The following is a 26,712-nucleotide window of genomic DNA, read 5'->3' on the forward strand; positions in this document are numbered from 1 at the left end:
GTCAAATCTCTCGGGCGGGCGGCCCACTCGCCGCCGGGAGCGCGGCGAGTGGGCCGCCCCTTTTCCGTAACCCGGATGTGACCGCGTTTGGCCAGGAGCGCCGCGCGTGCCGTTCGCGTCGCGCCCCGGTCTTGATCCAGCGCAAGGTGAGCCCGATCGGCGAGCGCAAGCTGTTGTCAGGAGACCCCACCATGAGCTTTGCAAGCATCCTGACTGTCCTGACCGGCGCGGCCGACGACGCGCTGACCCTGCGATCGGCCGCGGCGATGGCGCACGCCGCCCATGGCCAGGTCAAGGTGGTGCTGGCCCCGCCCCTGGCGGTCGTCGGGGACTGGGCCGGCGGGCCTGACGGCTTTGGCGTGGCGCCGGTGGTGCGCGAGGCAGCGCGCGCGGCCCAGGCGGCGCTGCGCCGCGGGGTCGAAGCCCAGGTTCGGCAAATCACCGAGCAGCTGGGCCTGGACATCGATGTCGACGCCGGCCGCATCGTGCTGGTCGAGGAGCAGTCGGCCCACAGCCTGGATCTGTCGCGCTTGGCGCTACTGACCGATCTGGTGGTGGTGGGGCGCATGACGCTCGAGATACTCGGCCCCTGGAGTGGTCTGGTGGCGGACGCCCTGCTGGCCGCCCGCACGCCGGTCCTGGCGATCAGCACCGCGCCACAAGAGGCCTCCCCGGCGGCCGTGATTGCCTGGAACGGCGGCCCCTCGGCCGCGCGCGCGGTCCGCGCCGCCCTGCCCCTGCTCAAGCCGACGAGCCAGGTGGTGATCCTACAGGATCCCGAGCATCTGAGGCTGAGCGAGCGTGCGACCACCGACCCCGAGCGTCTGGCCGAGTACCTGCGCCTGCATCAGGTGCGCGATATCGAGATCTGCATCGAAGCCGGCGGCATGCGGGCCGACGGTCTAGTGCGTCAGGCCCGCAACTGGGACGCCGGTTTGGTGATCGCCGGGGCGTTCGAACATTCGCGCCTGCGCGAGGACATCCTGGGCGGCGTCACCGCCTCGTTGATCGCCAAGAGTCGCGCCTTCAATCTGTTCTTCGCCCACTAGGCCGGCGGCCGTGGGAGTCCCATGATAATCGTTCGGATCCCCCCGACCAGGCGGGTCTGGTCCAGGCGCTCACCCAGGGTGGTCGATTACCAGGCCCAGGTCACCGGGCTGGCGCCACCGAGACGGCGGGCGCGGCGACTCTGGGCCTCGCGTCCCCCTCCGAGCCGTTGTTTTCGAGCCTTAGCCACGCCTTTGAGCGTTAGGCGCCGCTGATCGAAGCGCGCCGCCTAGCCGGGTGGGATCGCGAGCGACATGGCGAAGTGCACCTTCACAACATCTGCATTTTCGAAGGCAAGGCACGTCCTTCGACGCGCTGGGGTTCGATCTGGCGCCGACGACCACCAACGGACTTTACGATCTGGCGTTCCGGTTGATGGACCGGCGCTTTCGGAGGCTTACAGGTTTGGCCGATCTGGCCCAAGAGCGTGACGGCGTGCTCACGGACCTGTCGCCGATGGCGACGCCGCTGCTTGAGGGGCGGCGGGCTCCAACCTCGCCAAGGCGCCGATTAGCGCGCCAGCACCAGCGGCAGGCGCGCGGCGTCGAGCATTGCACGCGTGACGCCGCCAAACAGATCCTCCCGCAACCGTCCATGACCATAGGCGCCCATGACGCAGTAGCTGGCGTGCTGGTCGGCGCAGGCCTGAAGGATCAGAGCCTCCGGACGCTGACCTCGCGCGGACACCCGCTCGATCGTCGCATGAACACCGTGGCGGGAGAGGTAGGCGGCGGCGGCCTCGGCGGGGGCGCCCTTGGCCTTGTCCTCAACGGTGAACAGCACCACCGATCCGGCCCGGCGCAAAAGCGGCGCGGCCCCGCGCAAGGCGGCCATCGCTGGCCCGGAGCCATCCCACGCCACCAGCGCATGACCGCCGACGTCGAATCCGCGGGCCTTGTCTGGCGCCGCTACGACCGGACAGCGCGCGGCCGAGACGACCGCGCTGGCCACGGCCCGCGGCTCGATCTGCATAAAACTGTCGCGCTTGCAGTTGATCACCAGGAGGTCGGCCAAGCCGGCCGCAGCGAGCAGGCATCCCGCTACGTCGCCGCGCGTGTCGCTCCAGTCCCAGGGGATGTCTTCATGGGTCAGGCGGGAGGTCACGGTGATCCGGTTGGCCGCTTCCAGCTTCTGCGCCTCGGCCTGGACCAGCGCTTGGGCCACGCCGCCGTCGTCGGCGGCCAGGACCACCACGGGCGTGACGTCGAGGCAGTAGAGGTGGCCGTCCAGGGCGCGGACCAGATCCAGCGCCGCTTGCAGCCGCGCCTCCTGACCTTCGTCCTGATGCACGAGCAACAGAACCGTCTTCATCGTCGCCTCCGGCGTTTGGGGATCGGGTTGACGAGACGCTAGTGGCTGGGGCCGCATGCCGGCATCCGCAATTATACGCAGAAGGCGGTGGGGCGACGCGACAGGGGCGCGGCTTCAAGGTCGGTGAAGGCCTCGGGAATCGGCGGGCAGAACGCTGCCTGGGCCAGGGCCATCTGGGCGAAACCGCCGTCCTGTGTCCAACAGGTGAAGCGGGCGGCCTCATAGAGGTTTTCGAGGCCATCCTGGCGAAAGGCGCAGTGTCCGCAAGCCTGGGCCGGCCAGGTGACCCCCGCCCCTCTGGCCTTGCGCTAGGCGCGTCACGCCCTGGCCTAAAGCCTCGATGGTCCGGACGATCTGGTGGCCGGGACGATCGCGCCTTTCACGACCAGACCGCCATCGAGCAGGTGCAGGTCGGCCCGGCAAACGCCCCAGGGGCAGACCCGTAGTCGCACTTGCCCGGGCCCAGGATGAGGGAGCGGCCGGAGGGCGGTCGTCAGGCGACCGTCCTCCGGGACCACGGCCAGCATGTTCAGGCGCCAGGATCGGCTTTGGCGGTCTGGATGGCGATCTGTCGCCCCGGAGCGTCGGCGATCTTCGGCGCGGTGATGGTCAGGACACCGTTTTTGAGGGTGGCGTTGAACTTGTCGCCGTCGATAGTGCGCGGCAGGGTGACCCGGCGCGCGAAGGCGCCGGAGCGGCGCTCGAACACCCGATAGGTCTTGTCGTCGCTTTCCGTTTCGGTGGCCTTCTGGCCCCGAATGGTCAGGATTTCGTCGTCGAGGGTGATGCTGAGCTCGCCTTCGTCATAGCCGGGCACATCGAGTTTCAGCTCGACGCCTTCGGCCGTCTCGCTGAAGTCCAGGTTCGGCGCGGAAAAGACTTCGGCGACGCCCAGGCCGCGGCCAAAGTCACTGAACACACGATCCAGTTCGCGCTGCAGCGGCGCGAAGATGTGGGTGGCTTGCTGGCCCAGAGCCGGCAGGAGGGTTTTGGTTTCATGCAGGGACATGGCGTGCTCCGTCGGGATGACGCGCCGGTTTGGCGCTTGTCGATCATCGCGCTCGCCGCAAGAGGCCTATTGACCCTGGTCAAAACTGACCGCTGGCGTGGGCGCAGGATGGGCGTCTCAGCTCGAAGGCGACTTGCCATGGCCAAAGCCGACACCCCCAAACAAAGGGGCGGAGTCCGTGCTCAACACCGTCCTTTCGGCCGCTCAAAGCAGCCAGGAGCGTATGGCGCGCGGCTGGTCCGAACACTGCGCGCGATATGCGCGGTACTACTCGAGCCTGTCCAAGGCCCGCGGTCCCGAGGACACTCAGGCCAATCGCAAAGGCGCGCAACCTGGGGCGCGATCAGCGAGTCTCATTGACCATCGACCTGCCCTATGAGCGATGGAGCGATATTCGCGGCGTCTCCTTGGGCGGCTTGGCCGCCAAGCTCAGCGAGCCCGGCCAGATTCCGCGGGTGGGCCGGCTGTTCGTCGCCAAGTTCCCGGCGCCGCGCGGGGGCTTTGGCTTGGGAGACCAAGGAAACGGCGCTTTATTGCATTACGCCGCTGGTGATTTCCCTGCCGACTACGGCAAGGGGGTTGGCCATGTCGATCAAGTCGAGGCGGGCGAGCTTGAAACCTGAACTCCGCGCCCGGCGCCCGACCGCTCGCAACACCCCTGGCGATCCGGGATCGTTGATCGGGCCACCGCCGGGCGCGCGCCGCGTCGCCAAAGACGCGGTTTCACAATGACCCAGCGCATGAAGGAGCTGGCCGACCAAATCGTCGGCCTGCAGGCCGAGCTTGATCGAGAGATCGAGCGTCGGCGCCAGGCGCTGGGGTGGCGGCTCTCCAGCCAGATTGGTGAGTTCGAGTTCGGCGTCACCGCCCAGCACCGGCAATTGCGCCTGGGCCTGGGCAAGTTCCTGAGCCGAAGTTCGCTGATCACGGTGCTGACCGCCCCGATGATCTATTCCTTGATCCTGCCCCTAGTGCTGGCCGACGCCTGGGTGAGCGCCTATCAGGCCATCTGCTTTCGCGTCTATGGCATCGCGCGCGTGCGGCGAAGCCAGTACCTGGCCTTCGACCGCGACCGCCTGACCTATCTCAATGTCGTTGAGCGGCTCAACTGCGCCTATTGCGCCTACGCTAACGGCGTCATCGCCTATGCTCGCGAGGTGGCCAGCCGCACCGAACAGTATTGGTGCCCGATCAAGCATGCCGTTCGCCTGAGCGACCCGCATCGACGCTATTGGGAGTTTGTCGACTATGGCGACGCCGAAGGCTACCGCCAGCGCTTGAAGACGTTTCGCGATCAGCTACGAACCGAGCCTGATGCGGAGTCGCTCTGAGCGCGGCCACAATCACCATCCCGCCCGCGACACCTTCGCGTCAAAGGCGAAGTTTGAGCTTGCCAGGAGACGTTTCGGCGCGCGTGGTGACGCGGGCCGGACTATCGGCCCGCCCCATGGAGGCGCCCATGTCGCCGACAGAACTCAGGCGGCTCAACATCGCGCGGTTCAGCCAGATCCTGACCCAAACCACCGACGCGCAGCAACGGGCGCGCATCGAACAGCTGATCGCGCTGGAACGCGCCAAGCCCGACAGCGCCTACCCGGCGGCTCAACCCGGCGTCTCTTGATCGCTGGTCATACCCCCAGATCGACACGCGCACCTAGCGCCGCCTGCATTCGCGTGCGCCTTGGCTCCTCCTGGAACGCCCTGGAAACTGGCCACCCAGCACGCCCATCATGGCGGCGCGCGGCGGGCCGCTCTGGGCGTAGGCGCCTCTCATGCGCGGGGCGGGGCTGGTTTCAGGGGCCTGGGCCGGCGCACTCGCCTTGCCTCGTCTGGGTCTGGGTCTGGGTCTGGGTCTGGCGAGCCTCTGGTTGGCGACGACCATCGCCGCCGTCCTTACTGTCGCCGCTGGGTTCCTGGCGCCTGAACGTTCAGCTGCGAACCGCCGCCTGGCGCTGGCGGGCGCGGTTCATGGAGGCCGGGGTCGAAGGCCTTTTTGCGCGACAAGACGGGGCCGCCCGACCACTCACTGGACCGGCCGGCTGATGGCCAAGGTGGCGGTGTGGTCTGGCCTCGGTGCGGCGGATCTGGAAGACCCATGGCCTGGCGCCGCATCGCACCCGGACCTTCAAACTGCCCAACGATCCCAAGTTCGCCGCCAAGGTCCTCCGAGCCCGATCGTATCGTCGCCGCCAAGCCGCGCCACGTCCCGGCCGTCGTCGAAGAGATCACCGTCGCTGGCGGCAAGGCCGTCCATAAAGCGACCGATGTTCGCCGGCGCGGCGATCTCGAAGCCCTCGTCCATTTGGCTATCGAGCGAGGGGGACGGCTCGATGTGCTCGTCAACAATGCCGGGATTGGACCCATCTCGCGCTTCGATGCTCTGCGCGTGGACGATTGGGACGCCATGGTCGACGTCAATCTGCGCGGGACCCTCTATGGCGTCGCCGCGGCCTTGCCGGTCTTCCAGCGACAAGGATCGGGCCACTTCGTCAACATCGTGTCGACCGCCGGCCTGAAAATCCTGCCGACCATGGGCGTCTATGCCGCGACCAAGAACGCCGTGCGGACCATCACCGAGGCCTTGCGGCTGGAGGCTGGGCCGCACCTCAGGGTCACAGAAATATCGCCGGGCATGATCTTGACGAATTTCGCGGACTCGATGACCGACCCGGCCGTGAAGGAGGCCATGAGCAAACGCATCGGCGACGCCGCCATTTCACCTGACGCGATTGCTCGCGGCGTCGTCTACGCGATCGAGCAACCCGCTGATGTGGATGTCGGCAGCATCGTTATCCGACCGACCGCCCAGGATTGATCGTCTGTTGACCGTATCCAATCCCAGAGCTGAGCCCCCAAGACTATCCACGCGGTCGCTAAACCCCATCGAGAGCGCGCCAGCCCTTATCCTGCGCTTGCCCGCCTAAGGCGGCGCTATGGGTGGTTCGGCCATCCGCAAACTCCACGCCGCTCCAGAGATGCAGCCTTTTAGGCGAGCGGTCGACCGGGGACGCCCATCGTGAACCTTAGCCAGCAGGATCAGCCAGCACTCGCGCCGCCTTCGCAGGGCAGGATCGCGCCGGTGGTCCAACGCGCCTCGTCGGAGAGAAGGAACAGGGCGGCGCGGGCCATGTCATCCGGGTCTGCGACGTAGTTCATCGGAAAGGCGTTCGCCATCGCTGCGCGCGCATCGTCGCTCGACATCCAACGGTCGAACATTTCAGAACGGGTTGGCCCCGGCGCGATGGCGTTCACCCTGATGCCGCGACGCGCATAGTCCAGCGCCGCGCACTTCGTGAGCCCCGCAAGCCCCCACTTGCTGGCCGCATAGATGCTGTTTTCCGGGGCGCCGACAAGTCCGCCGATGGAGGAGGTATTGACGATGGAGCCACCGCCGGAATCCAGCATCGCTGCGATCTCATGTTTGAGGCAGTGGAAGACGCCCTTCAGGTTTACCCCGATCACCCGATCGAAAGCCGACGCGTCCGCCTGGTGAAGCGGCGCGCGCGCCCCTCCCACGCCAGCGTTGTTGAACGCCCCGTCCAGTCGCCCGAAGGTCTTCACGCTGAAGTCGATCGCGGCCTTCACGGACTCCTCGTCAGTGACGTCGCAGATCACGGCCTCGACCGTCAGGCCCTCGGCTTTCAGACCAGCCGCTAGGATTTCCAGGCGGTCTTCCCGCCGCGCCGCCGCAACGACTCGGGCGCCTTCCAGGGCAAACAGCCTGACAGCCGCAGCGCCGATGCCGCTCGAGGCGCCGGTCACGAAAATGACCCGCCCCTCGAGCCGTCGGGCATGGAAATCGAGCGGTGGAGGATTGTTATAGGACATGACGCGCCTCGCGGCTGACAACGTCAACCTTGCGCACCGAGGTTGACGTTGTCAACTGGCCGCAGCAAGAAGCCTTATGATCGAAACGACGCGTGACAACCTGATAGCAGCGGCGGCCAAGCTGCTTGACAGCGGCGGGCCTGGGGCCGTCACCATGCGCGCCGTGGGTCATGCTGCGGGCGTTTCGCACAATGCGGCCTACAAGCACTTCCTTGACAAGGATGATCTGCTTGCCGCCGTCGCCGGCCGCGAGCTGAAACGACAACCGCCGTCGGCGTCTCGAACGACCGGCGCTGCGCCAACGGCCCGCGACCTCATGATCGGATATGTTCGCTGGGCGAGCCGCTACCCGGAGCGTTTCAAACTGACCTTCGGCCGCTGGACGAGGGACAATCCCGGCCTGAGGCAAGCCGCGGAGGAATCCCGCACGAACCTGGTCGCCGCTGTCATCGCCGGACAGAAGGCCGGTGACCTGCCTCCCGGCGAGCCCGAGCGTCTCTCGGCGCTACTCCTGGCGCTCGCGCACGGCGCCGCTGATCTCGCTCTCTCCGGACACTTAGCTTCGGATGGTAAGGGCAAAGCTGATCCGGAGGACCTGGTCGCCGATCTGTTCCGATATCTGGAGAGCTCACGGCCCGACGTCCGCTAGATCGCCCGCGGCCATGTTAGCCGGCCGCGGCGGCTGCGGAGCCCCATTTCCTGACGTTGATGCGAGGTCAGAACTGAACTCGGACATTCCGAAGCTGGCGCAATGTCTGACTCTTATGTTTGGGCCGCTCAAGAGCGCATTACCGACCCAGCTCACTGTCGGCACATCGCGCGCGGCTTTTACGAACGCCGTACTGCATGGGCGCGCGAGGCCTCGGCTCGGCGAGACCAGAATAATGGCCCCTGATGCACGCCTCCCGGTTGGCCAACGGAGTCGCTTGGCCGAGCCCCTATCCCGACGGCGAGTTCTTGGAGCGCCTAAGCTTCATCGTCAGCACGCATGCTGCTCAATTCGCGCGCCAGCTGCGGGCATGATGCTGGCTGCATGCAGCCATCAATCTGATCACCCAGCGCCAACTACACTGGACACCCCGCGCCAAGCGAATGGTCACGCCGCGCCAAGCGCTTGGGCGGCCACCCGCGGCCGCAGCCTCTTTGACGTTCGACCGTTGATTGAGGGACCGAGCGGCGCCGGCTCCACGAATTGCCAGTTGCAGCCCTGCGGACGCTCCTGTATCGAACGCCCTCCCCCGCCGACGTGATTTGCGTCGACACCCGGATGGCCCGGTGGCGGAGTGGTGACGCAGCGGAGACGGAGTCCGGGCATTTGCCGGATTAACCGCAAACCTTTCAAATACTTACGATTTTTCCACGAAGACCAACCCCCGTTTTGACCTCCCTTCGCCGGTCGGAAGCGACGGGACGGTCCTGCACGGGGGTGGACGGATAGCGCAAAATTTGCGCGATTTTGCGCGCGCCGGTGATCGCGACGTTCAGCACATTTACGGCGTGAGCAACGCCGCCGGGGCGACCTTCAGCGCCACGGCCAGTCGCTCGATATTATCAAGCGAGAGATTGCGCTCGGCCCGCTCGATCGCGCCGACATAGGTCCGGTGCAGCTGAGCCTGCGCGGCCAATTCCTCCTGACTCATCTCCAGGCCATGGCGCAGGCGGCGAACATTGTCGGCGACAATACGGCGAAGGGCGGAGGGCGCGGCTTTCATCGTCACCACCATCCAAAAATGATGACTCTGGATCGACAGACGATAAGTAGCATTGACGATGATGACGATACGTAGCATTCATGCGCCAACATGACGATTTGGAGCTGTTGGATGAATGCGATCTCGCGATCGAGCGCCATGCCCAAGGGCGTGGTCGTCGCCCTCCCCCGCCAATGTGGCGGACACGCTCAGGCCTATCTTCGGCGCGGCCGCCGCTACATTCCCCTCGGCGCGCCAGACGCCAAGGATTTCGCCGCCCGGCTCGATCAAGCGCTCCTCGGGACCGAGCCCAAGGCCGGCAGCCTTGCTCATCTGATCTGGCGCTATCAGCAGTCCCCGGAATTCAAGCGCCTGGCCGCCCGCACCCAGGACGACTATCGCGAGCAGCTTGGGCGGATCCGCCTGGCCTTCGGCCGCGAGGCCTTGGCGGCCTTCGACGACAAAAGCGCCGCCCAGCGGATCTTCGCCTGGCGCGACCGGCGCGCGGCCAGTCCGCGCAGGGCCGACTACGGCGTCCAGGTCTTGAAGGCCCTGCTCGGCTGGGCGGCGGGCCGCGGCCTCGTCGAGCGCAATCGCGCCGCGGGCATTCCGCCGCTCTACCGCAGTGATCGTCGCTACAAGGTCTGGAAGCCGGACGACGTCGAACGCTTTGTCGCCGTCGCGCCGCCGGGCCTTGGCCTGGCGATGATCATGGCCCTGGAGACGGGCCAGCGACAGAGCGATCTCCTTTCCCTGCGCTGGAATGATATCGACGGCGATGTCATCGGTCTGCGTCAGGCCAAGACCCGTCAGGACGTCGCCGTACCGATCACGCCGAGGCTGGCCAGCGCCCTGGCGATGGCGCCTCGTTGCAGCGCCTTCGTGCTCGTGCGCCAGGACGGCCTGCCCTGGGCTTCGGATGGCGGCTTTCGCAACGCCTGGCGTTTCTATTGCCGCAAGGCCGGGATCACCGACCTCACCTTCCACGATCTTCGCGGGACCTTCGTCACAGAACGACTGGCGGCCGGCTGGACACTGCAAGAAGTCGCGTTCTGCACCGGGCACAGTTTCCGCAACCTGGGCTGCCTGGAGCGCTATGCCGATCGTGGCGCCATCGCACGGGCCCTTGCGCGGCGGCGGATCGCGCCCGCGCCTCTGCCCCTTCCAGCTCCAGCCGGTGTCGCCATGCTGCCGGAAGGGCCTTGATGGCGATGCGCGAATATGGCGCTGCAGCCACACAAGATGGACTTCACCGGTCAGGGATATACAATGCGTATATCCGGAGTCCAGTCATGACCAAGACCACGCTGTTTCAATCCAACCGAACCCAAGCCGTTCGGTTGCCAAAGGACGTGGCGTTCCCTGAGGGTGTTCGCTCGGTAACGGTCCTCCGTGAGGGCAATCGTCGCGTCATCGTTCCGTCCGACGCGCTGTGGGACGACTTCTTCAGCGCACCTGGCGTCGATCTTGGTCAACGCGACCAACCTCAAGCCCCAGAGCGCGAGGCCTTCTAGTGCTTCGCTATCTGTTGGACACCAACCTGTGCATCCGCGTCCTGAGGGATCGGCCGCCGGGTTTGCGCGAGCGCTTCAATCTCAACGCCGACGCCTTGTGCATTTCCACGGTGGTCCTGACCGAGCTGCTGCACGGCGCGGCCAAATCCGCGCGCCCCGAGCACAACCGGCATGAAGTCGAGCGCTTCGCCGCGAAGTTGGAGGTGTTGCCGTTCGACGCCGTGGCCGCGGACCACGCCGCCGATGTCCGCGCGGCGTTGGAACGTGTGGGCCAGCCGATCGGCGGCTACGATGTGCTGATCGCTGGCCACGCACGATCGCGCGGCCTGATCGTCGTCACGGGCAACCTGTCAGAGTTTCAGCGCGTGGACGGCCTACGCTGCGAGGACTGGTTAGCGCCCGAGTCTCACTAGTACGCGTCCGGTGAGGACCGCGGCGGCCTTAAGCTCCGACTAGCGGACGTCATCAAGTTCAGGTCGGGGTGATGTCGGACGTTGCGACTACGCGTCCGGGACGCGCACCCAGCCGTAGATGCGGTCGCTACCGCAAATCCCCGTCGACCCAGCCGAAAACACATACCGGGTCGGGAACGGGACCCATCTCGGCGATGAGCAAGCGGCAATATAGGGAGCAGCTTGGCAGCGCTTTGAACTATTTTGGCGATGCGCCGTCGCGCCGGACGCGGGCTTCTCAGTTGCCCGCGCGCACGCTGTCGCGATGTCTGGCCGCTTCGGTGTACAGCCGCCGCAAGCCAGCGAAGCAGCGAGAGCAATGATCAACGCGCGGCCGTTCACGTTCGGACGATCCCCGCTGGACGTTCAACAACCAACTTGAACCCGGCGAACTGCTTGCCCAGTACATGTCGAATTACAAAGTAGCTGACGACGAAGTTCGCAACCCCTCCAGCCACAGCGCCACCTGCCGCCCCGAAACGTGCGTAACCTAGCGCCCCTAGGATCATGCCGACGACGGCACCGAGAACACTTCCAGCGAAAAAGCCAAGAAGAGAACTCCTCCACATGATCGCCCACCAAAAGCGAACGTATTCGCGCGGCGTGAGCTGAGACGAGGTTGGGCGAGAAGATTGGCTCATAGCTCAGCCATAAGCATACACTCGATGTGCGCAACGTCCGATTAGGGTCGGGAGCGGGGATTAGCGCCGGCGCGGAACGCGGACTTGGCACCCGTCGCCACCGAGCGCACCATCCTGGCGTCAGCTCAGGGTGGTTAGGGGACTTCAACGTCCTGTTCTGCGCCAGGCTGTAGTTCGCTCAGATCGAGCTTCCATCCACCTTCCGCTCGGAGCAGATCAATCCGAAACGAAGGGCCTTCGCCGCCGCTATTCATGTACCAGCAATGGATACGTTCACTGTCAGCGGCCAAGAACTGAATGAAGTTCATGTCCACATAGGACCCGATGCGCTCAGCGATGGCTTCGGCGATGTCGAGTGCGCCTATGCGCGCTAGGATGGTCATGTCGAGCACTTTGGCTTCAGGTCTCAACGTCCGCAATGGGTCGATGTTGTTGAAAAAGGCCTCTGATCTGGCGAGCGCTGAGCAGCGTTGAGAGTTGTTGTCGCTCCAGGCTGGTGAGACCTGAGGCTGCTGCTGGGCGAGCTTGGCGAGTTTGCGGAGGTTTTGGGCGGTGGCGGCGAGGAGGAACTCGTCTTTGGCGCCGTTGGGACCTCGTAACCTGAGGCGATCGAGCCCGACGATGCGCTTGAGGTGGGCGAAGAGCATCTCGACCTTTTTCCGTTCGCGCCGGGAGGTGATGTAGGCGTCGGTCTTGGCGATGTCGCGGGCCATGTCGCGCGCGCCCTCGTGGATCGAGCGGGTCACTTTTCGATAGGGCTGCTTGGGACAGCAGGCCGCCTTGAGCGGGCATGGCTGACAGTCGTGGGTGCTGGCGCGATATCGGATGGTGTCGTCGGCCGGAGCGTTGTTGCGAGGGACCTTGAAGGCGCGCCGGCTGGACTTGAGCAGCTTGCCGCCCGGACAGGTGTAGGCGTCGGCCTGGTGGTCGAAGCTGAAGTCGGCTCGGGAGAAGGTCCCGTCATCGCGCTGGGATTTGTCGAAGACAGGAATGTGGGGCTCGATGCCCTGATCATGGACCAGCCAGTCGAGCATCTCGGCCGTGCCGTAGGCGGTGTCGGCGGCCAGGCGCTCGGGATAGAGACCAAGGCGGTCGTTGGCCCGCTCGATCATGGTGCGACAGGCGGCCAGCTCGCCCTGGCGGACCGCCGTCGAGGGCTCAACATCGACGATCACCGCATGATCCAGGTCGATCAGGTAGTTGGTGCAGTAGGCGAAGCTGGCCGGCCCGGCTTGGGCGGCGGTCCATCGCGAAGCCGGATCCGAAAGTGAGATATACTTGGGGGTGACGGGCGTGGCCGCGCCGAAGGCCGCGTCGTCCAGGACCGCCAGATACTCCTCGACGGCCCGCCCGGCGGCCTCTGCCGGCAAGCCTGCGGCGCCGTCGACGGCGGTTCTGTGCCGGCTGGCGTCGGCGCGGATGATACTGGCGTCAACGGCGAAGCCCTCGCCACCGACCAGGCCCTCGGCCATGCAGCGGCGCACCACGCTCTCGAACAGCTCTCGCAGCAGATCGCTGTCACGGAAGCGGCCGTGGCGGTTCTTGGAAAAGGTGGAGTGATCGGGCACGTCGCCGTCCAGGCCCAAGCGGCAGAACCAGCGGTAGGCGAGGTTGAGGTGGACCTCCTCGCACAGTCGGCGCTCGGAGCGCACGCCCATGCAGTAGCCGATCAGCAGCATCCGGATCATCAGCTCCGGATCGATCGAGGGCCTGCCGATCGCGCTGTAGAACGGCGCCAAATGGGCCCGCACGCCTTCCAGATCGACGAACCGATCGATGGCGCGCAGCAGGTGATCCTGGGGCACGTGCCCATCGAGCGAGAACTCGTAGAACAGAGCCGGCTGCTCGATCCGACGCTCGCCCATCATGGCCGCGACCTCCTGCTTCAACAGGAGTGAACAGGCCGCAGGCGCCGCTTCAACCGGCCTTTTTCAACACAATCGGTCGAAAACGGAAATGAGCGCCCGGACCGAAACTGGTCATTGAGATCGCCGCCCCGCAGCGCGCTGTTTTACGCGCGAAGGTCGCTTCCCTTTGCAGCCGCTGATGGAAATTTAGTTTCGAGGCCTCCAAGGCACGCCCCCTGCCCTCGCGTAAATCGAATAGGGCCGGTTCAACGCTCTGCACGAACATCGAGATCATCGAGGTAACGCTCGAGTTCGGAGCGCCGCACCAGCGTTCTTGCGCCTTCCTTGAGAGTTCGGATCCGCCCTTCGGCGACGAGCTCGTAGAAGCGGCTCCGACTGATGGCGAGAACCTCGGCGGCTTCACTAACCCGATAGGCCATGCGTTCAGGGCGCGAACGTTCAGCGTTTGTCACGATGAAGCCTCAGGCCGGAAGCCCACGGGATCGGCGATCCAACGATTGATCGCGGATTCATGCCATCCGGCGCCGTGCACGCTGATCTGAATCTGGCGAGGAAAGGTGCCCTCGCCGATCTTCCGGTAGAGAGTCGAGCGGCTCAGGCCCGTGCGCGCAAGCACGGTCTTGAGGCGGACTATTCGGTCGAGGTCGGCCATCGCTACAAGCTCCACACACTGGGATCTCAAGGCATTCGATGAGCCAGAATTGGTTTGCTCGCCGCTGGCGGCAAGGCCTCGCGGGGCCAGATCGTACTATGGGAAAGAAAGACAGGCTCTAGGCGACAATAGAGTAGGTCGGCGCGCCGGGCGGCGGCGGCGGCGTGCCTAACGACGTCGGCGGCGGTCCGCTGCGGCGCGCGCGTTACTTCTTCAGCCGCACGCCTGGACCAGCCGCGTCGTCTGCCGAAATGAATATTACACCAGCGTCGTCCAGGGCCTTTCTCACGGCCTCCACGTTGCCGGCGGATCGTTGGCCGGGTCCAGATGGCCCCTCCATACGTCGGATACTCATCATGGAGAGACCCGCAGCTTCAGCGAGCTGAGGCTGGGACCATTCCAGAAGAGCGCGCGCGGCCCTGATCTGCGAAGCAGTAAGAAGCATGTTGAACATTTTATGTTCCGAAGAGAACATTTTTTGTTGCTTCGGTGCGTTGTGACGTGGTACGACACTGTTCTTACGTGAACAGAAAGGTTCAGGCCATGGACTCGCGCCGCAAGGCGGAGAGTGCGGACGTGCGCGCGCCGCAGTTATCACGGCGCGCCGTGCTCGCTGTCGGCTCCGCAGCACCCCTTGTGGCTGGGGGCACGGTCGCAGCCGATACCGACCCGTCAGTCGCCATCTGCCACCGCTGGCTGGCCGTCGACACAGAACAACGGCGGCTCCAGTTGGAGTGGGGCACGCTCGAAGGCTGGCTGATCACCAAGCGCAATTGGTACAAGCTGGCATCGGAGCAGCAGGCCGCGATCCCAGAAGGCGCCAAGCTCGCCGAGATCGACGCACGGCTCGACGTGCTGGAGGTCGAGCGGCACGCCCTCCTGAAGGCCATGCGGCCCAAGCCCGCAAAGAGCGTTGAGGCGGTCATCGCCAACTTGGCGGTGGCGGCCCGCCTGGTCTTCGTGGAAGACCATCCTGAAGCCCACGGCCTGATCACCCGCGCGGTCCGCGACCTCGCGGCGTTCTCCGGTGGCAAGTGACCGACGGGGGCACCCGGCGGCGCGACGGCGCCGACCGCCCGTTGGCGGCGACGTTCCGCCGTAACGCGGCCGGCTTCCACGAAGCGGCCGAGGCGGCGTTGCCGCGACATCCCGAGGCCACCCGTTACTTCCTGGCCATCGCGATCGAGCTGGCGCTGAAGGCGCACCTGCTGCAAAGAGGGATCAGCGACGATTGGAACCGTGTCTACCTCCGCCACGACCTGAGCAAGGCGTTGAGGTTCGCGCGGCGCGCGGGGTTCAACGGCGCCCCAGCGGCCCTTCCCGAATTGGCCGCGCTTCTTGGCCCCTACTACCAAGTCCATGCCATTTCACAGATGCCGCCGGAGGCCGTCGCATCGGTCTGTTGGTCGCAGGCCTGTACGACGGTCCGGGATCTGATCGACGCCGTTGTCGTGGCCGCCGGTCGCGAAGCTTCCGATCATGAAGGGGCCGCGTGATGGCGCCCGTCCGCAGGCCTTGGCCGCTGGTGGCCAACCAGTGGTGGCGGTGGCGACATCCTGGTCTCTGGCGCGGCCGTGTCTTTGATCCGCACAACGCCCAGCAAGTCATGTCCTACGCCGTGCTCCGCCTTCGGCGGGAGACCCGGGACGTCTTCCTGCTCAATCACATCGAGGCGCTCGACTACGCGCTGATCGCTCGCCACCTGGGGCTTTCCGTCGCCGACGTTCAGGCGCGCCTGGCCGACGCGCTCTGCGAGATTTCCCGGACGGTCGATCTGATCGAGCGCGTCCGCCCCAAGCCCATCAACCTTTCCAACGCGGAGCATCCCGATGTCTGAAGACAGGAAGCCCTTCGCCGTTTCCCGGCGCGTCGTCATCGGCGCGGCCAGCGCTGCACCGGTGGTCGCCGGGGCCGGTGGCGTCGCAGTCCCGGACGCGGCCGTTGCCCGCTGCGCCGAGTGGCTGGCGCTCGACGCGGAGATCGACCGTCTGGGTCTGCGCTGGTCTGACCTGGAAACCATCCTCGTGCGCCAGAAGCGATGGGAGCGCATGACGCCAGAGGAGCGTGGGGAATTGTTGCCCTCCGAAGAGATGGACGCCATCGACGAGCAGTTGAAGCCGCTGTTCGACCAACGCGAGGCCTGGCTCGAAGCCCTGCCCAAGGTTCGCGCGCGCGATCTGCACGGTGTCGTCGCCAAGCTGGAGGTGGCGCTACAGGTCATGGTCCATCAGCAGGGCGACGGGTACGACCTCTTCAAGGCGACGATGGAGGAGCTGCGCAACGCGCGCTGTCCGAACTGCGGGGCGCCCGTTTGCAAGCGCTAGCCGCGCCACCTACGGCAACCGCCTTGCCCATCCCAATGAGCGGGAGCCAGGACCGGAACGGTCGGTGCTCGCCCTGGAGCGCTTGGAGAGCCTCTGCCGGGCGGGATGGTGCGGGTCAAGGGCGGCTTCGCCGTCGCTCCGCGACGCGCCCGCCGGGCGCGCCCTTGACGCGCGCCAGCCCGTCCGGCCCTTGTTCCACCAAGCGATCCAGGGCGTCTTGTCTCCGAGCGAAGGTCGGCGATGGCCGGAAGTTCGGTGGTCAGCCGGATAAACTCAGCCCAACCCCCTCGTCAGCGCACGCGCTTGAAGCGGACACGGTCCTTGCCCGCGATGAGAAAGGCGTCATAGCCGGCGTCACCCCAGGCCTTACGCTGAACTTGGCTCGTGTAGGGATCGGTGGTGTTCGCCCACCACTGTTGCCGGGCCGCGCTCTTGGGAAGCATGGCGCCGAGGATGCGCTCGATCTCGGCGAAGGTCAGTTCGAGTTCGTCTTGACGCTGGCGACGCAGATGACCCGACAGGGGAACGTACTTGGACATTCCCAAGCATCGCCGATTGGTCCGCACACGTCGAATCCGCACGTGACGAGCGCGAGTGGAGAACGACCTTGAAGAGCCACGCTTCGGGGTGTTTCTGCGCCGCAAGCACATTCCCGGATCGGCGGCGTGGCCGGCGAGCCGACCATGGAGACTTTCGTGACCGATACGCCTGAAGCCCGCACACCCAACCTCGTCGATATCCACGTCGGAGGCCGCGTGCGCATGCGCCGCAAGATGCTTGGTATCAGCCAGGAAACGCTCGCTGACGCGCTGAAGCTCACCTTTCAGCAAGTTCAGAAGTACGAGCGCGGCGCCAACCGCGTCAGCGCCAGCAAGCTCTATGACATCGCCAAGACGCTCCAGGTCCCGGTGCCGTTCTTCTTCGACGGTTTGGCTGACCCGATGACCAACGAGGTCGACGAAGTCGGCGCCGCTGCCGAACGCGTCGTCACCGAGTTCCTGAACACGCCCGAGGGCCTGGAACTGGCCGAAACGTTCCCGAAGATCGGCCGAGGTCGCGTGCGTCGCCAGGTTCTCGATCTGGTGCGCGCGATGGCCGACGACGAAAGCCGCGATACCGCCTGACGATCTCTTTAACGGATCTCCGACGCCGGGCGGGATTCAGCCTCGAACGCCCGCTTTCCGCCGCGCCGCCAGAGCGCCAGGGTGTGCTCGACGTCGTCGGCTTTGAGCATGGTCGCCAGGAAAGTGAAGGCTCCGTAGAGCACCGTGCGATCGTCGCGGGCCAGCTCGACGAGGCCGGCCTTTTGCACCAGGCCGCCTAGCTCGATCAGGTGGCGGGTGCGCTCGCGCCGCTTCACCACCCAGGCCCGCGTGTCCATGCGTGCGCGACGCGCCTCCAGGCGATGGCGCGCGGCCTTGGCCCGGCGCTCGGCGTCATTGGTCGCCGCCAGGGCTAGGCGGAACGCCGTCACTCCCGCCGCGAAAGAATCCGGCGCCGCGCTTCCTCCAGCCCTCCTTGCGTGCGGCGTTCCCGGCATCGGCCAGATCCAGAAGCCCGCCGGCCAGGGTGTCGATGTCGAGGGCGTCCGCGCCGGTGGCGATCACAAGCTCGCCAAGCTGCCTAACCTTGCGATCCTTCAGGGTCTTGGCTTTGTCTTCGAGGCTCTTAAGTTCGGCGTCGAAGTCTCGTGGTTTGCGCATCCCAAGTCTCCGGGTTTGGATGATGGTGGAAGCGTAAAACAAGACGTCCGGGAATGCTGTAAGGTCGCCGGAACACACTGGGACGGTCCGGTCCCTCCCGAGATTCTTATCTGGGAGGGCGCGCTTATACGTCGTGCCGACGTGCGCTCAGAGTAGTACGTGGTCTGTCGCCATGGCGATCTACCACTTCTCCGTCAAAGTCATCAGCCGCGCCACCGGGGCCAGCGCCGTGGCCTCGGCCGCCTATCGCTCGGCCTCGCGGCTGCATGATGAGCGGCTCGATCGCGACCACGACTTCACCAACAAGAGCGGTGTCGTCCATTCCGAGGTCATGCTGCCGGACGGCGCGCCCGAGCACCTGACCGACCGCGCGGCGCTGTGGAACACGGTCGAGGCCGGCGAAAAGCGCAAGGACGCCCAGCTCTCCCGCGAGGTCGAGTTCGCCATCCCGCGCGAGATGGACCACGCGCAGGGCATCGCGCTGGCCCGCGACTTCGTCCAGCGCGAGATGGTCGATCGCGGCATGGTCGCTGACCTCAATGTGCATTGGGACATTGCTGCCGATGGCCTGGCCAAACCCCACGCCCACGTCATGCTGACCATGCGTGAAGTTGTTGGGCGCGACGTCGACGAAGACGTCTTCGGCGCCAAGGTCCGCGATTGGAACCGCGCCGAGCTGGTTGAGCACTGGCGCGAGGCCTGGGCCGACCACGTCAACGAGCGGCTGGCCCAGCTCGATATCGACGCGCGGATCGATCACCGCAGCCTGGAAGACCAGGGCATCGACCTTGAACCGCAGAACAAGATTGGCCCGGCGGCTGGACGTATGGCCGGCGAAGGCGTCGAGACCGAGCGGCTCGAAGATCATCACCGCATCGCCCGTGAGAATGGCGAGAAGATCATCGCCGATCCGCGCATCGCGCTGGATGCGATCACGCACCAGCAGGCGACGTTCACGCGTTACGACTTGGCGAAGTTCATCCACCGCCATTCGGACGGCAAGGACCAGTTCGACCGCGCCATGAGCGCGGTGCAGGCCTCGCCCGAGATGGTGGCGCTGGGCCAGGACGGACGTGGCCAGGACCGGTTCACCAGCCGGGAAATGATCGCGGTCGAAGACCGCTTACATCGCGCCTCCGCCGTGATGGCGGAGCGCCGGGCGCACCGGGTCAGCGAACTGGATCAGCGCCGCGCTCTGGCCCGCGCCGAGCAACGCGGTTTGGTCTTGTCGGGTGAGCAGAAGGCGGCGTTCGAGCATGTCACCGCCACCCGCGATATGGGCGTCGTCGTCGGCTATGCCGGCACGGGCAAGTCGGCGCTGCTGGGTGTGGCGCGCGAGGCCTGGGAGGACGCCGGCTATCGCGTTCAAGGCCTGGCGCTGTCGGGCATCGCCGCCGAGAACCTGGAGGGCGGATCGGGCATCGCCTCGCGCACCATTGCCAGCCTGGAGCATCAGTGGGCGCAGGGCCGCGAGCTGCTGGACCCGCGCGACGTGCTGGTGATCGACGAGGCCGGCATGATCGGTTCGCGCCAGATGGAGCGGCTGTTGTCGGCCGCCGAGAAGGCCGGGGCCAAGGTGGTGCTGGTCGGCGATCCCGAGCAGCTCCAGGCGATCGAGGCCGGCGCGGCATTTCGGTCGATCGCCGAGCGGCACTCCCATGTCGAGATCACCCAGGTTCGGCGGCAGCACGAGGATTGGCAGCGCGACGCCACCCGGCATTTGGCGACCGGCCGCACGGGCGAGGCGCTGGCGGCATACGAGGCGCGCGGCATGGTCCATGCCGCCGAGACCCGCGACCATGCGCGCGAGGATCTGGTCGAGCGCTGGGATCGCGACCGCGTGGCCGAGCCGGGCAAGAGCCGCATCATCCTCACCCACACCAACGACGAGGTCCGCGATCTCAATCTGACGGCGCGGGATCGGCTGCGCCAGGCCAGAGCCTTGGGCGAGGACGTGACGGTCAAGGCCGAACGGGGCGAGCGCGCCTTCGCGGCTGGCGATCGGCTGATGTTCTTGAAGAACGATCGCGGGCTGGGCGTGAAGAACGGCATGCTCGGCGAGATCGAGCAGGTCTCGTCCACCCAGATGACCGTGCGGCTCGACGTTGGCCGGTCGGTCGCCTTTGACCTGAAGGACTATGCCCAGGTCGATCACGGCTACGCGGCCACCATCCACAAAAGCCAGGGCGTCACGGTCGATCGCGCCCACGTGCTGGCGACTCCGGGGATGGATCGTCACGGCGCCTATGTGGCGCTCTCGCGCCATCGCGACAGCGTCCAGATCCACTATGGCCGCGACGAGTTCGAGGATCTCGGCAAGCTGACCCGCGTGCTGTCGCGCGAGCGGGCCAAGGACATGGCCAGCGACTTCGCCGAGCGGCGCGACATCCACGCGCCGGCGTCGATGAGGCCGAAGGAACCGCCGCGACGCCAGCGCGGGATGTTCGATGGGTTCAAGCCGATCACCCCGGCGCGTCAGCCGGCGCCGGCGCCGGCGCGGGAGATCGGACAGTTCGACCAGAACCGCGCGATCGAGCGCCACGCCCGCGCCGCGGCCGACGTCATGCGGATGAACGACCGCGGCTTGCCGGTGCTGGCTCATCAGCGGCGGGCGCTGGTGGAAGCGCGCGAGGCCTTGGCTGAGGTCGGTCCGCACGTGGCCAAGGATCTGGAGCGGGCCTATCTGCGCGAGCCGGGTCTGGCCGGCGACGTCGCGTCGGGGCGGACGCAGCGGGCGATCAGGGTCCTACAGCTTGAGGCGGAGGTTCGGGCAGATCCGCGCCTGCGCGCCGATCGGTTCGTCGAGCGCTGGCAGGGCTTGGAGCGGCAACGGTCAGCCCTGCACCGCGAGGGCGACATGACGGGCGCCCGCCTGGTCAAGGAGCGTCTGGGCGCCATGGCCAAGAGCCTGGAGCGCGACCCGCAGGTGGAGTCGCTGCTGCGCGGACGGCGGGCCGAGCTTGGCCTGCCTTTCGACCTGGGGCGCAGCGTCGGGCAAGGGTTGTCGCAGTACCTCGGCATCGGCCGGGGGCGCGGGCTTGGCATCTAGGAGGAAAACGATGGAGCAGGATGTTGGCGCCAAAGAGCCAGCCGATGCGGCGACGGCGTTCGAAGCCCTGCGTCGCGAGGTGGCGCTCCTGAATGTCGCCGTCGCGGGGCTCGCGGCCGAGCGGACTCAGGCGCCGGACTACAGCGAGACGCTAGGCGAGATCTCCAAGGGCGTTTCGGTCGCGGTCAGCCGATTGGGAAAGGTAATGACCAGAGCGACCCTAGAGATGGGTCCGGCGGAGATGGCGCGGCAGATCACGATGGCGGCCGAGGACGCGCGGCGACAGGACAAAGCTCTGCTCCAGCAAGCGCAGGACGCGCTGCAGCAGGCCACCCGAGATCTCCGGGGCTGGATCGACGGCGCGCGTCTGGCGAGCATCCAAAAGCGGCTCCGGCTTCAGCTCGCAGCTGCCGCTTTACTGGTCGGCACGCTCCTCGGGATCTGGGTGCCAAACACCATTGCGCGCGCGGCTCCTGATCGCTGGACATGGCCGGAGAGACTCGCGGCCCGGACCCTCGATCGTGACCCCTGGGCCGCCGGGGAGAGACTGCTCACCGTCGCCGATCCGCAGCGCTGGAAGGCTCTGCATGAGCGGCTGGAAGCGGGCCCTTCCGCCAGCAAGGCCTGCGCGAGCGAACCGCTGCGGCGGCGTCAAATTCAGGGAAGGCCTCCGACCGACAGGAAGGGCCTGCCTGTCGACCGCTGAGGTCGCCTTCCCCCTCTGTTGGATGGTCTTGGGAAGGCGCATTGACAATGATGACGATGCGTAGCATTGTGCTCGGGTTCTGATGAGACTGCGCCACTTGAGAGGCCTCCTCATCGAGCACAGCCGTCATCCAACCGGGGGATGGCGATAAAGCAAATTCGAAGTTGCAGCCCTGCTGAGGCTCCTGTATCGAACGCCCTCCCCCGCCGACGTGATTGCGTCGACACCCGGATGGCCCGGTGGCGGAGTGGTGACGCAGCGGACTGCAAATCCGTGCACCCCGGTTCGATTCCGGGCCGGGCCTCCACCATTTTTCAAGCACTTAGCCCCTTCGTTGTTCGACCAGTTTGCAGGTCGGTTTGCAGAATTTGTTCTCGGTTCAGCCCCGGGCGAGCCGCTCGCTGATCCGCTTGGCGGTCGCTTCGGCGATCGCGCCCCGGTCGGCATAGGTGTCCAGCGACGCCAAATCGCGCAACGTGTGGCCGGTGCACATGGCGACTTCCTGCGTCGTCCAGCCCTCCGACAGCCGCCGCGTGACAAATGTCCCGCGCAGATCGTGGAAGGTGACGCCCTTGATCCCGGCCGCCTGGCAGGTCAGCCGCCAGGCCGACCGAAAGCCGTTGCCCTTGATCTCCCAGGGCCGGCCGTCGGGTTTGGTGAGGATGGTTGTCGCGTCGCCGCGCGGAACGGCCTCCAGACATTCGCGCAGGGCTGCTGAGATCGGCACAGCCACCCGCACGCCGGTCTTAGCCTGCCGCAGGTGGATCACATTCCCCTGCACCGCGCCCCAGCCCAGGGTGATGAGGTCGCCCTGCCGCTGCCCGGTCTCCAGCGCCAGGATCATGGCGCGCTTCATCGGCTCGGCGGCCACGCGCATGAAGGCGTCGACCTGCTCGGCGCTCCAGGTCTTCTCTCGCCGGTCGGTATTGGACAGCTTCTCGACGCCGGCGGCCCGGTTGAACTCCAGCAGACCTCGCCGAACGCCCCAGGCCAGCACCAGCTTCAGCACAGCCACGGCGTAGTCGGCCCGACGCGGGCTCTCCCGCATACTGTCCCGCCAGCCATAAATATGCGTCGCCACCTCCCGCGCCGCCATGGCCCGCAACGACAGTCCACCGAACACGGTCTGGATCTTGTCGAGCTGTTTGGCGTAGTCGGCCCGCGTCCGGTCGGCGAGGTCGCGGTATTCCGGCGACTGCTTATAGCGCCAGATCAGGTTGTGAACCGTATTGCTGGGCGGCTCTTTCTTCACGGCCTGAGCCAGCGCGCCATAGAACTCTATACTTCCCTCTCGCCCCAACGCGATCGATCCCGGCCCACGGCCGAGGTAGCCGTAGCGGATGATCTCGCCACCGCTCAGGCGCTTTTTCTGAAACCAGACGCCCTTAGGCAGGCTGCGCTTAGAAGCGGGCATTGGCAAAGTGCTTGGCTATCTCGTCTTGGTAGTCATGAACTGGCGAAGTGGAACTTGAGGAGGCGCTACCGGCCTTGCCGATCACAATTCGCAAGTTACCGAGCCACAGCTCGATAGGGCAAAACCCCGCCTCCTTCAGCGCCATGAGCACGCTGACGAGACTGAAACACCACGACGAAGATCGCTTTTTGACGCTCAATTCAATTTCTCATCAGCTGAAGACAACCTCCTTTTCATTTCACGGACAAATGCAGAACATCAAATAGAATATATGGATAAGGCAAAATTTTCCATAAATTGCGGAAAATTGGCTCAATATGAGACAGATTTTGATTTTCGTTCGTCACGAAAATACGCTGACACGGTATCCCATAACTTTGGGACACCGGGGGGCCGAAACCGAAAATCGAAGCGATCTGTCTCTATGACGCGAGAACGACTTCAATTGAGTGGAAACAGGTGAGACTTTTGCCCGATTTTGCGTCGAGCCCTTGGCGAGAAAGTCCGTAATGTAGGGTTTGCGCCGAATGGCGTAACCCTACATTACCTATCTTGCCTCGAGCGACAGTCTACGGAGTGGAATTTTGTGAAACTCCCCCAACTCGCGCCCCTTCACGAGCACCCAATTCCACTCTGTTGCACCGAATTGCAGTCAATTGCACTGAATTGCAGTTATTTTCACCCAATTGCACTCGCTCTCATCGCATAAACTTCTTAGAGATACTCAAGCCGCCAGTGGCGGCCATCCACGCCTCTACGACAACCGCAACCCGACTGCTGGCAACAGACAGCACCTCCCTCGCGTCAGAGTTGGCGCCGGGAGCGCCAGGGATACGGGTAAGCAAGGACGGGATTGTCCGGCGAGATTGGACGCTAGAAGAGAAGGCTGCACGCCCTGCAAGCCGAGGTGAACCACGCGCCCAAACGGATCGCATCAGCGCGCCTGTATGACGGATCGACTTAACAAAGAAGCCGCCCCAAACCCCGTCGAGCCTTGGCGAGTAAGCAGTAATGTAGGCCTACATTACACATCCTGCCTCGAGCGACAGGTTACGGAGTGATATTTTGTGCAATTCCCAAAATCACGCCCCATCGGAGACGCCGAATTCTACTCCCGTGCACTCAATTCCACTTAATTGCACCGAATTGCAGTTATTTTCACCAAATTGCACTCACTCCATCACACCTGAGGCCTAGAGCTGTTCAATCCGCCGTTGGCGTCGCCCACGCCTTGAGGACGGCTGCGACCTCGCCCCTGACAATCAATAGCGCCTCCTCTCGCGTTAAGGCAGGTACGCGCAGGAGCCTCTCGTAGTCGGTCATCCGGTGACGCACATACGCTTGCGCGGCCAGTGCAAACGCGTGGCCAAGAGTGAGTGGCTCCCGCCACTCACGGGAGGCAATGCGCTCCGCCAGGATGTCCGCCACATCGAGCGGGATCCGCGCATGCTTGGCTCGAATATGACGATCAACGGCCGAACGGCTGAAGCTCGTGCTTTTCTCGCACCGACGCCGCTCGTCCGCGATCGCCGCTGGTATATGGAAGCGGCCCGACACCTCCGTCACCGCTCAGCTTAGGCGACTTTCCGCCATCTCTCGCCAATACGCGGCATCGTCAGCGCGCCGGTTAGCGACCCGAGCACGAACCAGTTCGACCGGGGGAGGATTCAGCCGCAACACGTTCTCAGCAGGATCCCATTTCAGGATCCCCGCCTGAGACAGACGAGCGAACTCCCGCCGGAAATGCGGATGGTCGATGTAAACAAAGCCGAGCGCTTCAAGCTGGCCCGACAGCCTCATGACCAGCGACTGCCCGTCGATCATCTCTCCGCCCATAGACTGAGAAAACCGGGACAGGATCGATAGCCGAACGCGCAGCCCGCTTCCAGATCCCGGCCGAAAGAGTGGCGTGTGCGCCCTGTGCACGATCTGGATCGAATAGACAAAATCCGAGACACCAGCGCCTGCGGCGGCTCGACGCCAATCGCTCGCTTCTGCGAGATCGGCGTCGAAGCGTGCCAGTTGAGCATCAATCCACCGCGTCGCCGGCGCCACCGCGCCTTCAGGCAAACTCAGTATGGCGCGCTCCAGAAATCCACCAAGCTCGGCGCGCCGATCCTGCCCGCGCGCAAGGGCGCCCCGCAGATGGCCCCAATCCCGATATCCGCCGCCGCGGGCCATGGCGAACATGCATTCGTGCAGCGCGATCTCAACCTCGGCGTCGCGCAGCAGATAGTGAAGACGACGCGCAAGGCGCTTCGCGCCTTCATAGGTGGCGTACATTGGAAGATCCCCAGGTCGGCCTGGCGAAACATGCTGCTCGTTTCAACGGCCGTTGATGAGGACGGTCGCGGATTATGAAACCCCGTGGACCCCTGGTCCTTTGCAATGGCAGCAGCCGCGCCTCGGGGCGAGGCGGATTCGCTTATAGCCCATTCCGAGACAATGCGGCAGCGATCTTGATCTCAAGAACCGCAACTTCGGACGCCTTCGACTTCACGCCGCCCCCCCCCTCGCCGCCGGCAGCGGCGCGAAGCTTTCCCCTCAGGACCCACCGAAATCGGGTACGGTTAAGCTAGACAGCTTGACGATAGGCACTCGTAATACGCGCGGGGATGCAAACATGAAAATCTTGGGTTGGGCATGCGCCACGTTTGTCGCGGCCGCCATCGCAATCGAAATCGCGATAAGACTTTTGGGGGTTCTTGACTTTCCGCTTTTCTCAGCGGGGCTGCCTTATGGCTACATCCCACACGCCAACCAGCACGGCGAGTTTCTCAACCGAAACGACTGGGTCTTCAATGAGCGTAGCATGGGCATTGCCCGGCCGTTCGCGGCGTCCGATAAAGCCGACACAGTTCTAATCGGCGATAGCATCGTTTCTGGTGGAAACCCATATCGCCAGGTCGAACGCCTAGGGCCGCAACTTGAAGGCAAGATCGGTGGGCATGTCTGGCCGATCAGCGCAAACAGCTGGAGCCTGGCCAACGAATTGACCTATCTGCGCCTCAACAAGGATGTGGCCAGCGGCGCGGATCGCATTGTCTTCGTTCTTAACTCGGCAGATTTTCTACAGCCTTCGGTTTGGAGCAATCCAATCACCCATCCGGTGCGACGCCCGGTATCGGCACTTCATTTTGTCGCGATGAAAAAAGTTCACCAAGATCACGCCGACGGCCAAGCTGGCCTATCCGGCAAAAGACGACTGGTCGGCGTTCAGCGACAAGAACCGAGCAAAATTGCTCATCGTTGCTTATCCGACAAAATTGGAAGCGAACGACAAGGCAGCCCGAAATCGTCAACTTATCACTCCGCTTACAACGGTGGTGGGCTCCACTGCTCGCATCATCGACGTCGGCAGCGATCCGCGTTGGTCGAAGGCCAGCTATCGCGACGAAATCCATCCCGATCCCGCCACGACAGCGATCTTGGCGGCCATCATCAAAGACGCAATTGTCGAACCAGACTGACGCTAGCCCCCCCCCTAAGAAGAGAAGCCTGAA

The 26,712-nt window shown here is 65.1% G+C and carries 30 protein-coding genes, 1 tRNA gene and 1 pseudogene; 18 read left to right on the forward strand and 14 right to left on the reverse strand.

Annotated features, from left to right (window positions below; translation table 11 throughout):
• Positions 1-191: 191 nt before the first annotated feature.
• Positions 192-1,049: a universal stress protein gene (locus ACW173_RS22790; protein ID WP_492082348.1), complete on the forward strand. Its 858-nt coding sequence runs from the start codon at positions 192-194 to the stop codon at positions 1,047-1,049.
• Positions 1,050-1,557: 508 nt separating this feature from the next.
• Here the strand turns inward: ACW173_RS22790 and ACW173_RS22795 are convergent.
• Both ACW173_RS22795 and ACW173_RS22800 read right to left on the reverse strand, forming a co-directional pair.
• A complete protein-coding gene (locus tag ACW173_RS22795; protein ID WP_492082349.1) occupies positions 1,558-2,358 on the reverse strand; it encodes a universal stress protein in 801 nt (266 codons plus the stop codon).
• 529 nt (positions 2,359-2,887) lie between these two features.
• Positions 2,888-3,367, reverse strand: coding sequence for an Hsp20/alpha crystallin family protein (locus ACW173_RS22800; RefSeq protein ID WP_492082351.1), 480 nt, complete (start codon positions 3,365-3,367; stop codon positions 2,888-2,890).
• A gap of 356 nt (positions 3,368-3,723) precedes the next feature.
• On the opposite strand from ACW173_RS22800, the gene ACW173_RS22805 reads away from it, so the two are divergent.
• The 4 genes from ACW173_RS22805 (at position 3,724) to ACW173_RS22820 (ending at position 6,182) form a co-directional block, all read left to right on the forward strand.
• Entirely contained in the window at positions 3,724-3,990 is a 267-nt protein-coding gene (locus ACW173_RS22805; RefSeq protein WP_492082352.1) for a hypothetical protein, read from the forward strand.
• 105 nt (positions 3,991-4,095) lie between these two features.
• A complete protein-coding gene (locus ACW173_RS22810) occupies positions 4,096-4,698 on the forward strand; it encodes a hypothetical protein (protein ID WP_492082353.1) in 603 nt (200 codons plus the stop codon).
• 128 nt (positions 4,699-4,826) lie between these two features.
• The gene (locus ACW173_RS22815; RefSeq protein ID WP_492082354.1) at positions 4,827-4,988 is read left to right on the forward strand and encodes a hypothetical protein; all 162 of its coding nucleotides are present in this window, start codon (positions 4,827-4,829) and stop codon (positions 4,986-4,988) included.
• Positions 4,989-5,462: 474 nt separating this feature from the next.
• The gene (locus ACW173_RS22820; RefSeq protein ID WP_492082356.1) at positions 5,463-6,182 is read left to right on the forward strand and encodes an SDR family oxidoreductase; all 720 of its coding nucleotides are present in this window, start codon (positions 5,463-5,465) and stop codon (positions 6,180-6,182) included.
• A gap of 221 nt (positions 6,183-6,403) precedes the next feature.
• Here ACW173_RS22820 and ACW173_RS22825 read toward each other — a convergent pair whose 3' ends face one another.
• The gene (locus ACW173_RS22825) at positions 6,404-7,195 is read right to left on the reverse strand and encodes an SDR family NAD(P)-dependent oxidoreductase (RefSeq protein ID WP_492082358.1); all 792 of its coding nucleotides are present in this window, start codon (positions 7,193-7,195) and stop codon (positions 6,404-6,406) included.
• 76 nt (positions 7,196-7,271) lie between these two features.
• On the opposite strand from ACW173_RS22825, the gene ACW173_RS22830 reads away from it, so the two are divergent.
• On the forward strand, positions 7,272-7,844 hold the full coding sequence (locus ACW173_RS22830; protein WP_492082359.1) for a TetR/AcrR family transcriptional regulator: 573 nt from the start codon (positions 7,272-7,274) through the stop codon (positions 7,842-7,844).
• Positions 7,845-8,685: 841 nt separating this feature from the next.
• Here the strand turns inward: ACW173_RS22830 and ACW173_RS22835 are convergent.
• On the reverse strand, positions 8,686-8,985 hold the full coding sequence (locus ACW173_RS22835; RefSeq protein WP_492082360.1) for a helix-turn-helix domain-containing protein: 300 nt from the start codon (positions 8,983-8,985) through the stop codon (positions 8,686-8,688).
• A 33-nt stretch (positions 8,986-9,018) separates the two neighbouring features.
• Here ACW173_RS22835 and ACW173_RS22840 point away from each other — a divergent pair, with 33 nt between their 5' ends.
• The 3 genes from ACW173_RS22840 (at position 9,019) to vapC (ending at position 10,813) form a co-directional block, all read left to right on the forward strand.
• Positions 9,019-10,092, forward strand: a complete 1,074-nt coding sequence (locus tag ACW173_RS22840) for a tyrosine-type recombinase/integrase (RefSeq protein WP_492082361.1) — start codon at positions 9,019-9,021, stop codon at positions 10,090-10,092.
• Positions 10,093-10,178: 86 nt separating this feature from the next.
• Positions 10,179-10,400, forward strand: a complete 222-nt coding sequence (gene vapB, locus ACW173_RS22845; RefSeq protein WP_492082362.1) for a type II toxin-antitoxin system VapB family antitoxin — start codon at positions 10,179-10,181, stop codon at positions 10,398-10,400.
• Complete coding sequence (gene vapC / locus ACW173_RS22850) at positions 10,400-10,813, forward strand: type II toxin-antitoxin system tRNA(fMet)-specific endonuclease VapC (RefSeq protein ID WP_492082364.1); 414 nt, start codon at positions 10,400-10,402, stop codon at positions 10,811-10,813. The genes vapB and vapC overlap by 1 nt, the downstream gene beginning before the upstream one ends.
• A 1,171-nt stretch (positions 10,814-11,984) precedes the next feature.
• On the opposite strand, the pseudogene ACW173_RS22855 reads toward vapC, so the two are convergent.
• The 3 genes and pseudogenes from ACW173_RS22855 to ACW173_RS22865 form a co-directional block, all read right to left on the reverse strand.
• Positions 11,985-13,361 (reverse strand): annotated as a pseudogene (locus tag ACW173_RS22855) (transposase); the annotation flags it as partial.
• A gap of 245 nt (positions 13,362-13,606) precedes the next feature.
• The gene (locus ACW173_RS22860) at positions 13,607-13,813 is read right to left on the reverse strand and encodes a helix-turn-helix domain-containing protein (RefSeq protein WP_492082365.1); all 207 of its coding nucleotides are present in this window, start codon (positions 13,811-13,813) and stop codon (positions 13,607-13,609) included.
• Positions 13,810-14,013 carry a helix-turn-helix transcriptional regulator gene (locus ACW173_RS22865; RefSeq protein ID WP_492082366.1) on the reverse strand — a complete coding sequence of 68 codons (204 nt, stop codon included), beginning with the start codon at positions 14,011-14,013 and terminating at the stop codon, positions 13,810-13,812. The genes ACW173_RS22860 and ACW173_RS22865 overlap by 4 nt, the downstream gene beginning before the upstream one ends.
• Before the next feature lie 543 nt (positions 14,014-14,556).
• Here ACW173_RS22865 and ACW173_RS22870 point away from each other — a divergent pair.
• The 4 genes from ACW173_RS22870 to ACW173_RS22885 are packed head-to-tail and all read left to right on the forward strand — an operon-like array spanning position 14,557 to position 16,337.
• Positions 14,557-15,051 (forward strand): hypothetical protein, encoded by a 495-nt coding sequence (locus tag ACW173_RS22870; RefSeq protein ID WP_492082367.1) that lies wholly within the window; start codon positions 14,557-14,559, stop codon positions 15,049-15,051.
• A gap of 41 nt (positions 15,052-15,092) precedes the next feature.
• Positions 15,093-15,509, forward strand: coding sequence for a hypothetical protein (locus tag ACW173_RS22875; RefSeq protein WP_492082369.1), 417 nt, complete (start codon positions 15,093-15,095; stop codon positions 15,507-15,509).
• Entirely contained in the window at positions 15,509-15,850 is a 342-nt protein-coding gene (locus ACW173_RS22880) for a sigma factor-like helix-turn-helix DNA-binding protein (RefSeq protein WP_492082370.1), read from the forward strand. Before ACW173_RS22875 ends, ACW173_RS22880 begins: the two co-directional genes overlap by 1 nt.
• Positions 15,843-16,337: a hypothetical protein gene (locus ACW173_RS22885; RefSeq protein WP_492082371.1), complete on the forward strand. Its 495-nt coding sequence runs from the start codon at positions 15,843-15,845 to the stop codon at positions 16,335-16,337. Before ACW173_RS22880 ends, ACW173_RS22885 begins: the two co-directional genes overlap by 8 nt.
• Before the next feature lie 290 nt (positions 16,338-16,627).
• On the opposite strand, the gene ACW173_RS22890 is transcribed toward ACW173_RS22885, so the two are convergent.
• On the reverse strand, positions 16,628-16,876 hold the full coding sequence (locus ACW173_RS22890; protein ID WP_492082373.1) for a DUF7662 domain-containing protein: 249 nt from the start codon (positions 16,874-16,876) through the stop codon (positions 16,628-16,630).
• 156 nt (positions 16,877-17,032) lie between these two features.
• Here ACW173_RS22890 and ACW173_RS22895 point away from each other — a divergent pair, with 156 nt between their 5' ends.
• Positions 17,033-17,461: a helix-turn-helix domain-containing protein gene (locus ACW173_RS22895; RefSeq protein ID WP_492082374.1), complete on the forward strand. Its 429-nt coding sequence runs from the start codon at positions 17,033-17,035 to the stop codon at positions 17,459-17,461.
• Positions 17,462-17,469: 8 nt separating this feature from the next.
• On the opposite strand, the gene ACW173_RS22900 is transcribed toward ACW173_RS22895, so the two are convergent.
• Positions 17,470-17,811 carry a conjugal transfer protein TraD gene (locus tag ACW173_RS22900; RefSeq protein ID WP_492082376.1) on the reverse strand — a complete coding sequence of 114 codons (342 nt, stop codon included), beginning with the start codon at positions 17,809-17,811 and terminating at the stop codon, positions 17,470-17,472.
• Positions 17,774-18,040: a conjugal transfer protein TraD gene (locus ACW173_RS22905; RefSeq protein ID WP_492082377.1), complete on the reverse strand. Its 267-nt coding sequence runs from the start codon at positions 18,038-18,040 to the stop codon at positions 17,774-17,776. Before ACW173_RS22905 ends, ACW173_RS22900 begins: the two co-directional genes overlap by 38 nt.
• 172 nt (positions 18,041-18,212) lie before the next feature.
• Between ACW173_RS22905 and traA the strand changes: the two genes are divergently transcribed.
• From traA to ACW173_RS22920, 3 genes are all read left to right on the forward strand, one after another.
• On the forward strand, positions 18,213-21,089 hold the full coding sequence (traA, locus tag ACW173_RS22910) for a Ti-type conjugative transfer relaxase TraA (protein ID WP_492082378.1): 2,877 nt from the start codon (positions 18,213-18,215) through the stop codon (positions 21,087-21,089).
• A 10-nt stretch (positions 21,090-21,099) separates the two neighbouring features.
• A complete protein-coding gene (locus tag ACW173_RS22915) occupies positions 21,100-21,795 on the forward strand; it encodes a DUF6118 family protein (RefSeq protein ID WP_492082379.1) in 696 nt (231 codons plus the stop codon).
• 233 nt (positions 21,796-22,028) lie between these two features.
• Positions 22,029-22,102: transfer RNA gene (locus ACW173_RS22920), tRNA-Cys, on the forward strand.
• Between the two features lie 72 nt (positions 22,103-22,174).
• Here the strand turns inward: ACW173_RS22920 and ACW173_RS22925 are convergent.
• The 4 genes from ACW173_RS22925 to ACW173_RS22940 form a co-directional block, all read right to left on the reverse strand.
• Positions 22,175-23,209 carry a tyrosine-type recombinase/integrase gene (locus tag ACW173_RS22925; protein WP_492082380.1) on the reverse strand — a complete coding sequence of 345 codons (1,035 nt, stop codon included), beginning with the start codon at positions 23,207-23,209 and terminating at the stop codon, positions 22,175-22,177.
• Positions 23,196-23,408 carry a hypothetical protein gene (locus ACW173_RS22930; protein ID WP_492082381.1) on the reverse strand — a complete coding sequence of 71 codons (213 nt, stop codon included), beginning with the start codon at positions 23,406-23,408 and terminating at the stop codon, positions 23,196-23,198. The genes ACW173_RS22925 and ACW173_RS22930 overlap by 14 nt, the downstream gene beginning before the upstream one ends.
• A gap of 1,004 nt (positions 23,409-24,412) precedes the next feature.
• Positions 24,413-24,775, reverse strand: a complete 363-nt coding sequence (locus ACW173_RS22935; RefSeq protein WP_492082382.1) for a DUF2293 domain-containing protein — start codon at positions 24,773-24,775, stop codon at positions 24,413-24,415.
• Positions 24,776-24,778: 3 nt separating this feature from the next.
• Positions 24,779-25,492 (reverse strand): hypothetical protein, encoded by a 714-nt coding sequence (locus ACW173_RS22940; protein ID WP_492082384.1) that lies wholly within the window; start codon positions 25,490-25,492, stop codon positions 24,779-24,781.
• Positions 25,493-25,832: 340 nt separating this feature from the next.
• Here ACW173_RS22940 and ACW173_RS22945 point away from each other — a divergent pair, with 340 nt between their 5' ends.
• Positions 25,833-26,711: a hypothetical protein gene (locus ACW173_RS22945; protein ID WP_492082385.1), complete on the forward strand. Its 879-nt coding sequence runs from the start codon at positions 25,833-25,835 to the stop codon at positions 26,709-26,711.
• Position 26,712: the final 1 nt, after the last annotated feature.

It is taken from the genome of Caulobacter sp. ALps2 (assembly GCF_058681635.1).

What these genes read in the sequence shown, in the direction of transcription:
- ACW173_RS22940 (WP_492082384.1), bottom strand. Translation starts at nt 25,492, where the DNA reads ATGTACGCCACCTATGAAGGCGCGAAGCGCCTTGCGCGTCGTCTTCAC.
- ACW173_RS22925 (WP_492082380.1), bottom strand. Translation starts at nt 23,209, where the DNA reads ATGCCCGCTTCTAAGCGCAGCCTGCCTAAGGGCGTCTGGTTTCAGAAA.
- ACW173_RS22890 (WP_492082373.1), bottom strand. Translation starts at nt 16,876, where the DNA reads ATGTCCAAGTACGTTCCCCTGTCGGGTCATCTGCGTCGCCAGCGTCAA.
- ACW173_RS22945 (WP_492082385.1), top strand. Translation starts at nt 25,833, where the DNA reads ATGAAAATCTTGGGTTGGGCATGCGCCACGTTTGTCGCGGCCGCCATC.
- ACW173_RS22835 (WP_492082360.1), bottom strand. Translation starts at nt 8,985, where the DNA reads ATGCTACGTATCGTCATCATCGTCAATGCTACTTATCGTCTGTCGATC.
- ACW173_RS22905 (WP_492082377.1), bottom strand. Translation starts at nt 18,040, where the DNA reads ATGCGCAAACCACGAGACTTCGACGCCGAACTTAAGAGCCTCGAAGAC.
- ACW173_RS22800 (WP_492082351.1), bottom strand. Translation starts at nt 3,367, where the DNA reads ATGTCCCTGCATGAAACCAAAACCCTCCTGCCGGCTCTGGGCCAGCAA.
- ACW173_RS22825 (WP_492082358.1), bottom strand. Translation starts at nt 7,195, where the DNA reads ATGTCCTATAACAATCCTCCACCGCTCGATTTCCATGCCCGACGGCTC.
- ACW173_RS22795 (WP_492082349.1), bottom strand. Translation starts at nt 2,358, where the DNA reads ATGAAGACGGTTCTGTTGCTCGTGCATCAGGACGAAGGTCAGGAGGCG.
- ACW173_RS22865 (WP_492082366.1), bottom strand. Translation starts at nt 14,013, where the DNA reads ATGGCCGACCTCGACCGAATAGTCCGCCTCAAGACCGTGCTTGCGCGC.
- ACW173_RS22915 (WP_492082379.1), top strand. Translation starts at nt 21,100, where the DNA reads ATGGAGCAGGATGTTGGCGCCAAAGAGCCAGCCGATGCGGCGACGGCG.
- ACW173_RS22830 (WP_492082359.1), top strand. Translation starts at nt 7,272, where the DNA reads ATGATCGAAACGACGCGTGACAACCTGATAGCAGCGGCGGCCAAGCTG.
- vapB (WP_492082362.1), top strand. Translation starts at nt 10,179, where the DNA reads ATGACCAAGACCACGCTGTTTCAATCCAACCGAACCCAAGCCGTTCGG.
- ACW173_RS22885 (WP_492082371.1), top strand. Translation starts at nt 15,843, where the DNA reads ATGTCTGAAGACAGGAAGCCCTTCGCCGTTTCCCGGCGCGTCGTCATC.
- ACW173_RS22880 (WP_492082370.1), top strand. Translation starts at nt 15,509, where the DNA reads ATGGCGCCCGTCCGCAGGCCTTGGCCGCTGGTGGCCAACCAGTGGTGG.
- traA (WP_492082378.1), top strand. Translation starts at nt 18,213, where the DNA reads ATGGCGATCTACCACTTCTCCGTCAAAGTCATCAGCCGCGCCACCGGG.
- ACW173_RS22810 (WP_492082353.1), top strand. Translation starts at nt 4,096, where the DNA reads ATGACCCAGCGCATGAAGGAGCTGGCCGACCAAATCGTCGGCCTGCAG.
- ACW173_RS22820 (WP_492082356.1), top strand. Translation starts at nt 5,463, where the DNA reads ATGGCCTGGCGCCGCATCGCACCCGGACCTTCAAACTGCCCAACGATC.
- ACW173_RS22870 (WP_492082367.1), top strand. Translation starts at nt 14,557, where the DNA reads ATGGACTCGCGCCGCAAGGCGGAGAGTGCGGACGTGCGCGCGCCGCAG.
- ACW173_RS22790 (WP_492082348.1), top strand. Translation starts at nt 192, where the DNA reads ATGAGCTTTGCAAGCATCCTGACTGTCCTGACCGGCGCGGCCGACGAC.
- ACW173_RS22815 (WP_492082354.1), top strand. Translation starts at nt 4,827, where the DNA reads ATGTCGCCGACAGAACTCAGGCGGCTCAACATCGCGCGGTTCAGCCAG.
- ACW173_RS22840 (WP_492082361.1), top strand. Translation starts at nt 9,019, where the DNA reads ATGAATGCGATCTCGCGATCGAGCGCCATGCCCAAGGGCGTGGTCGTC.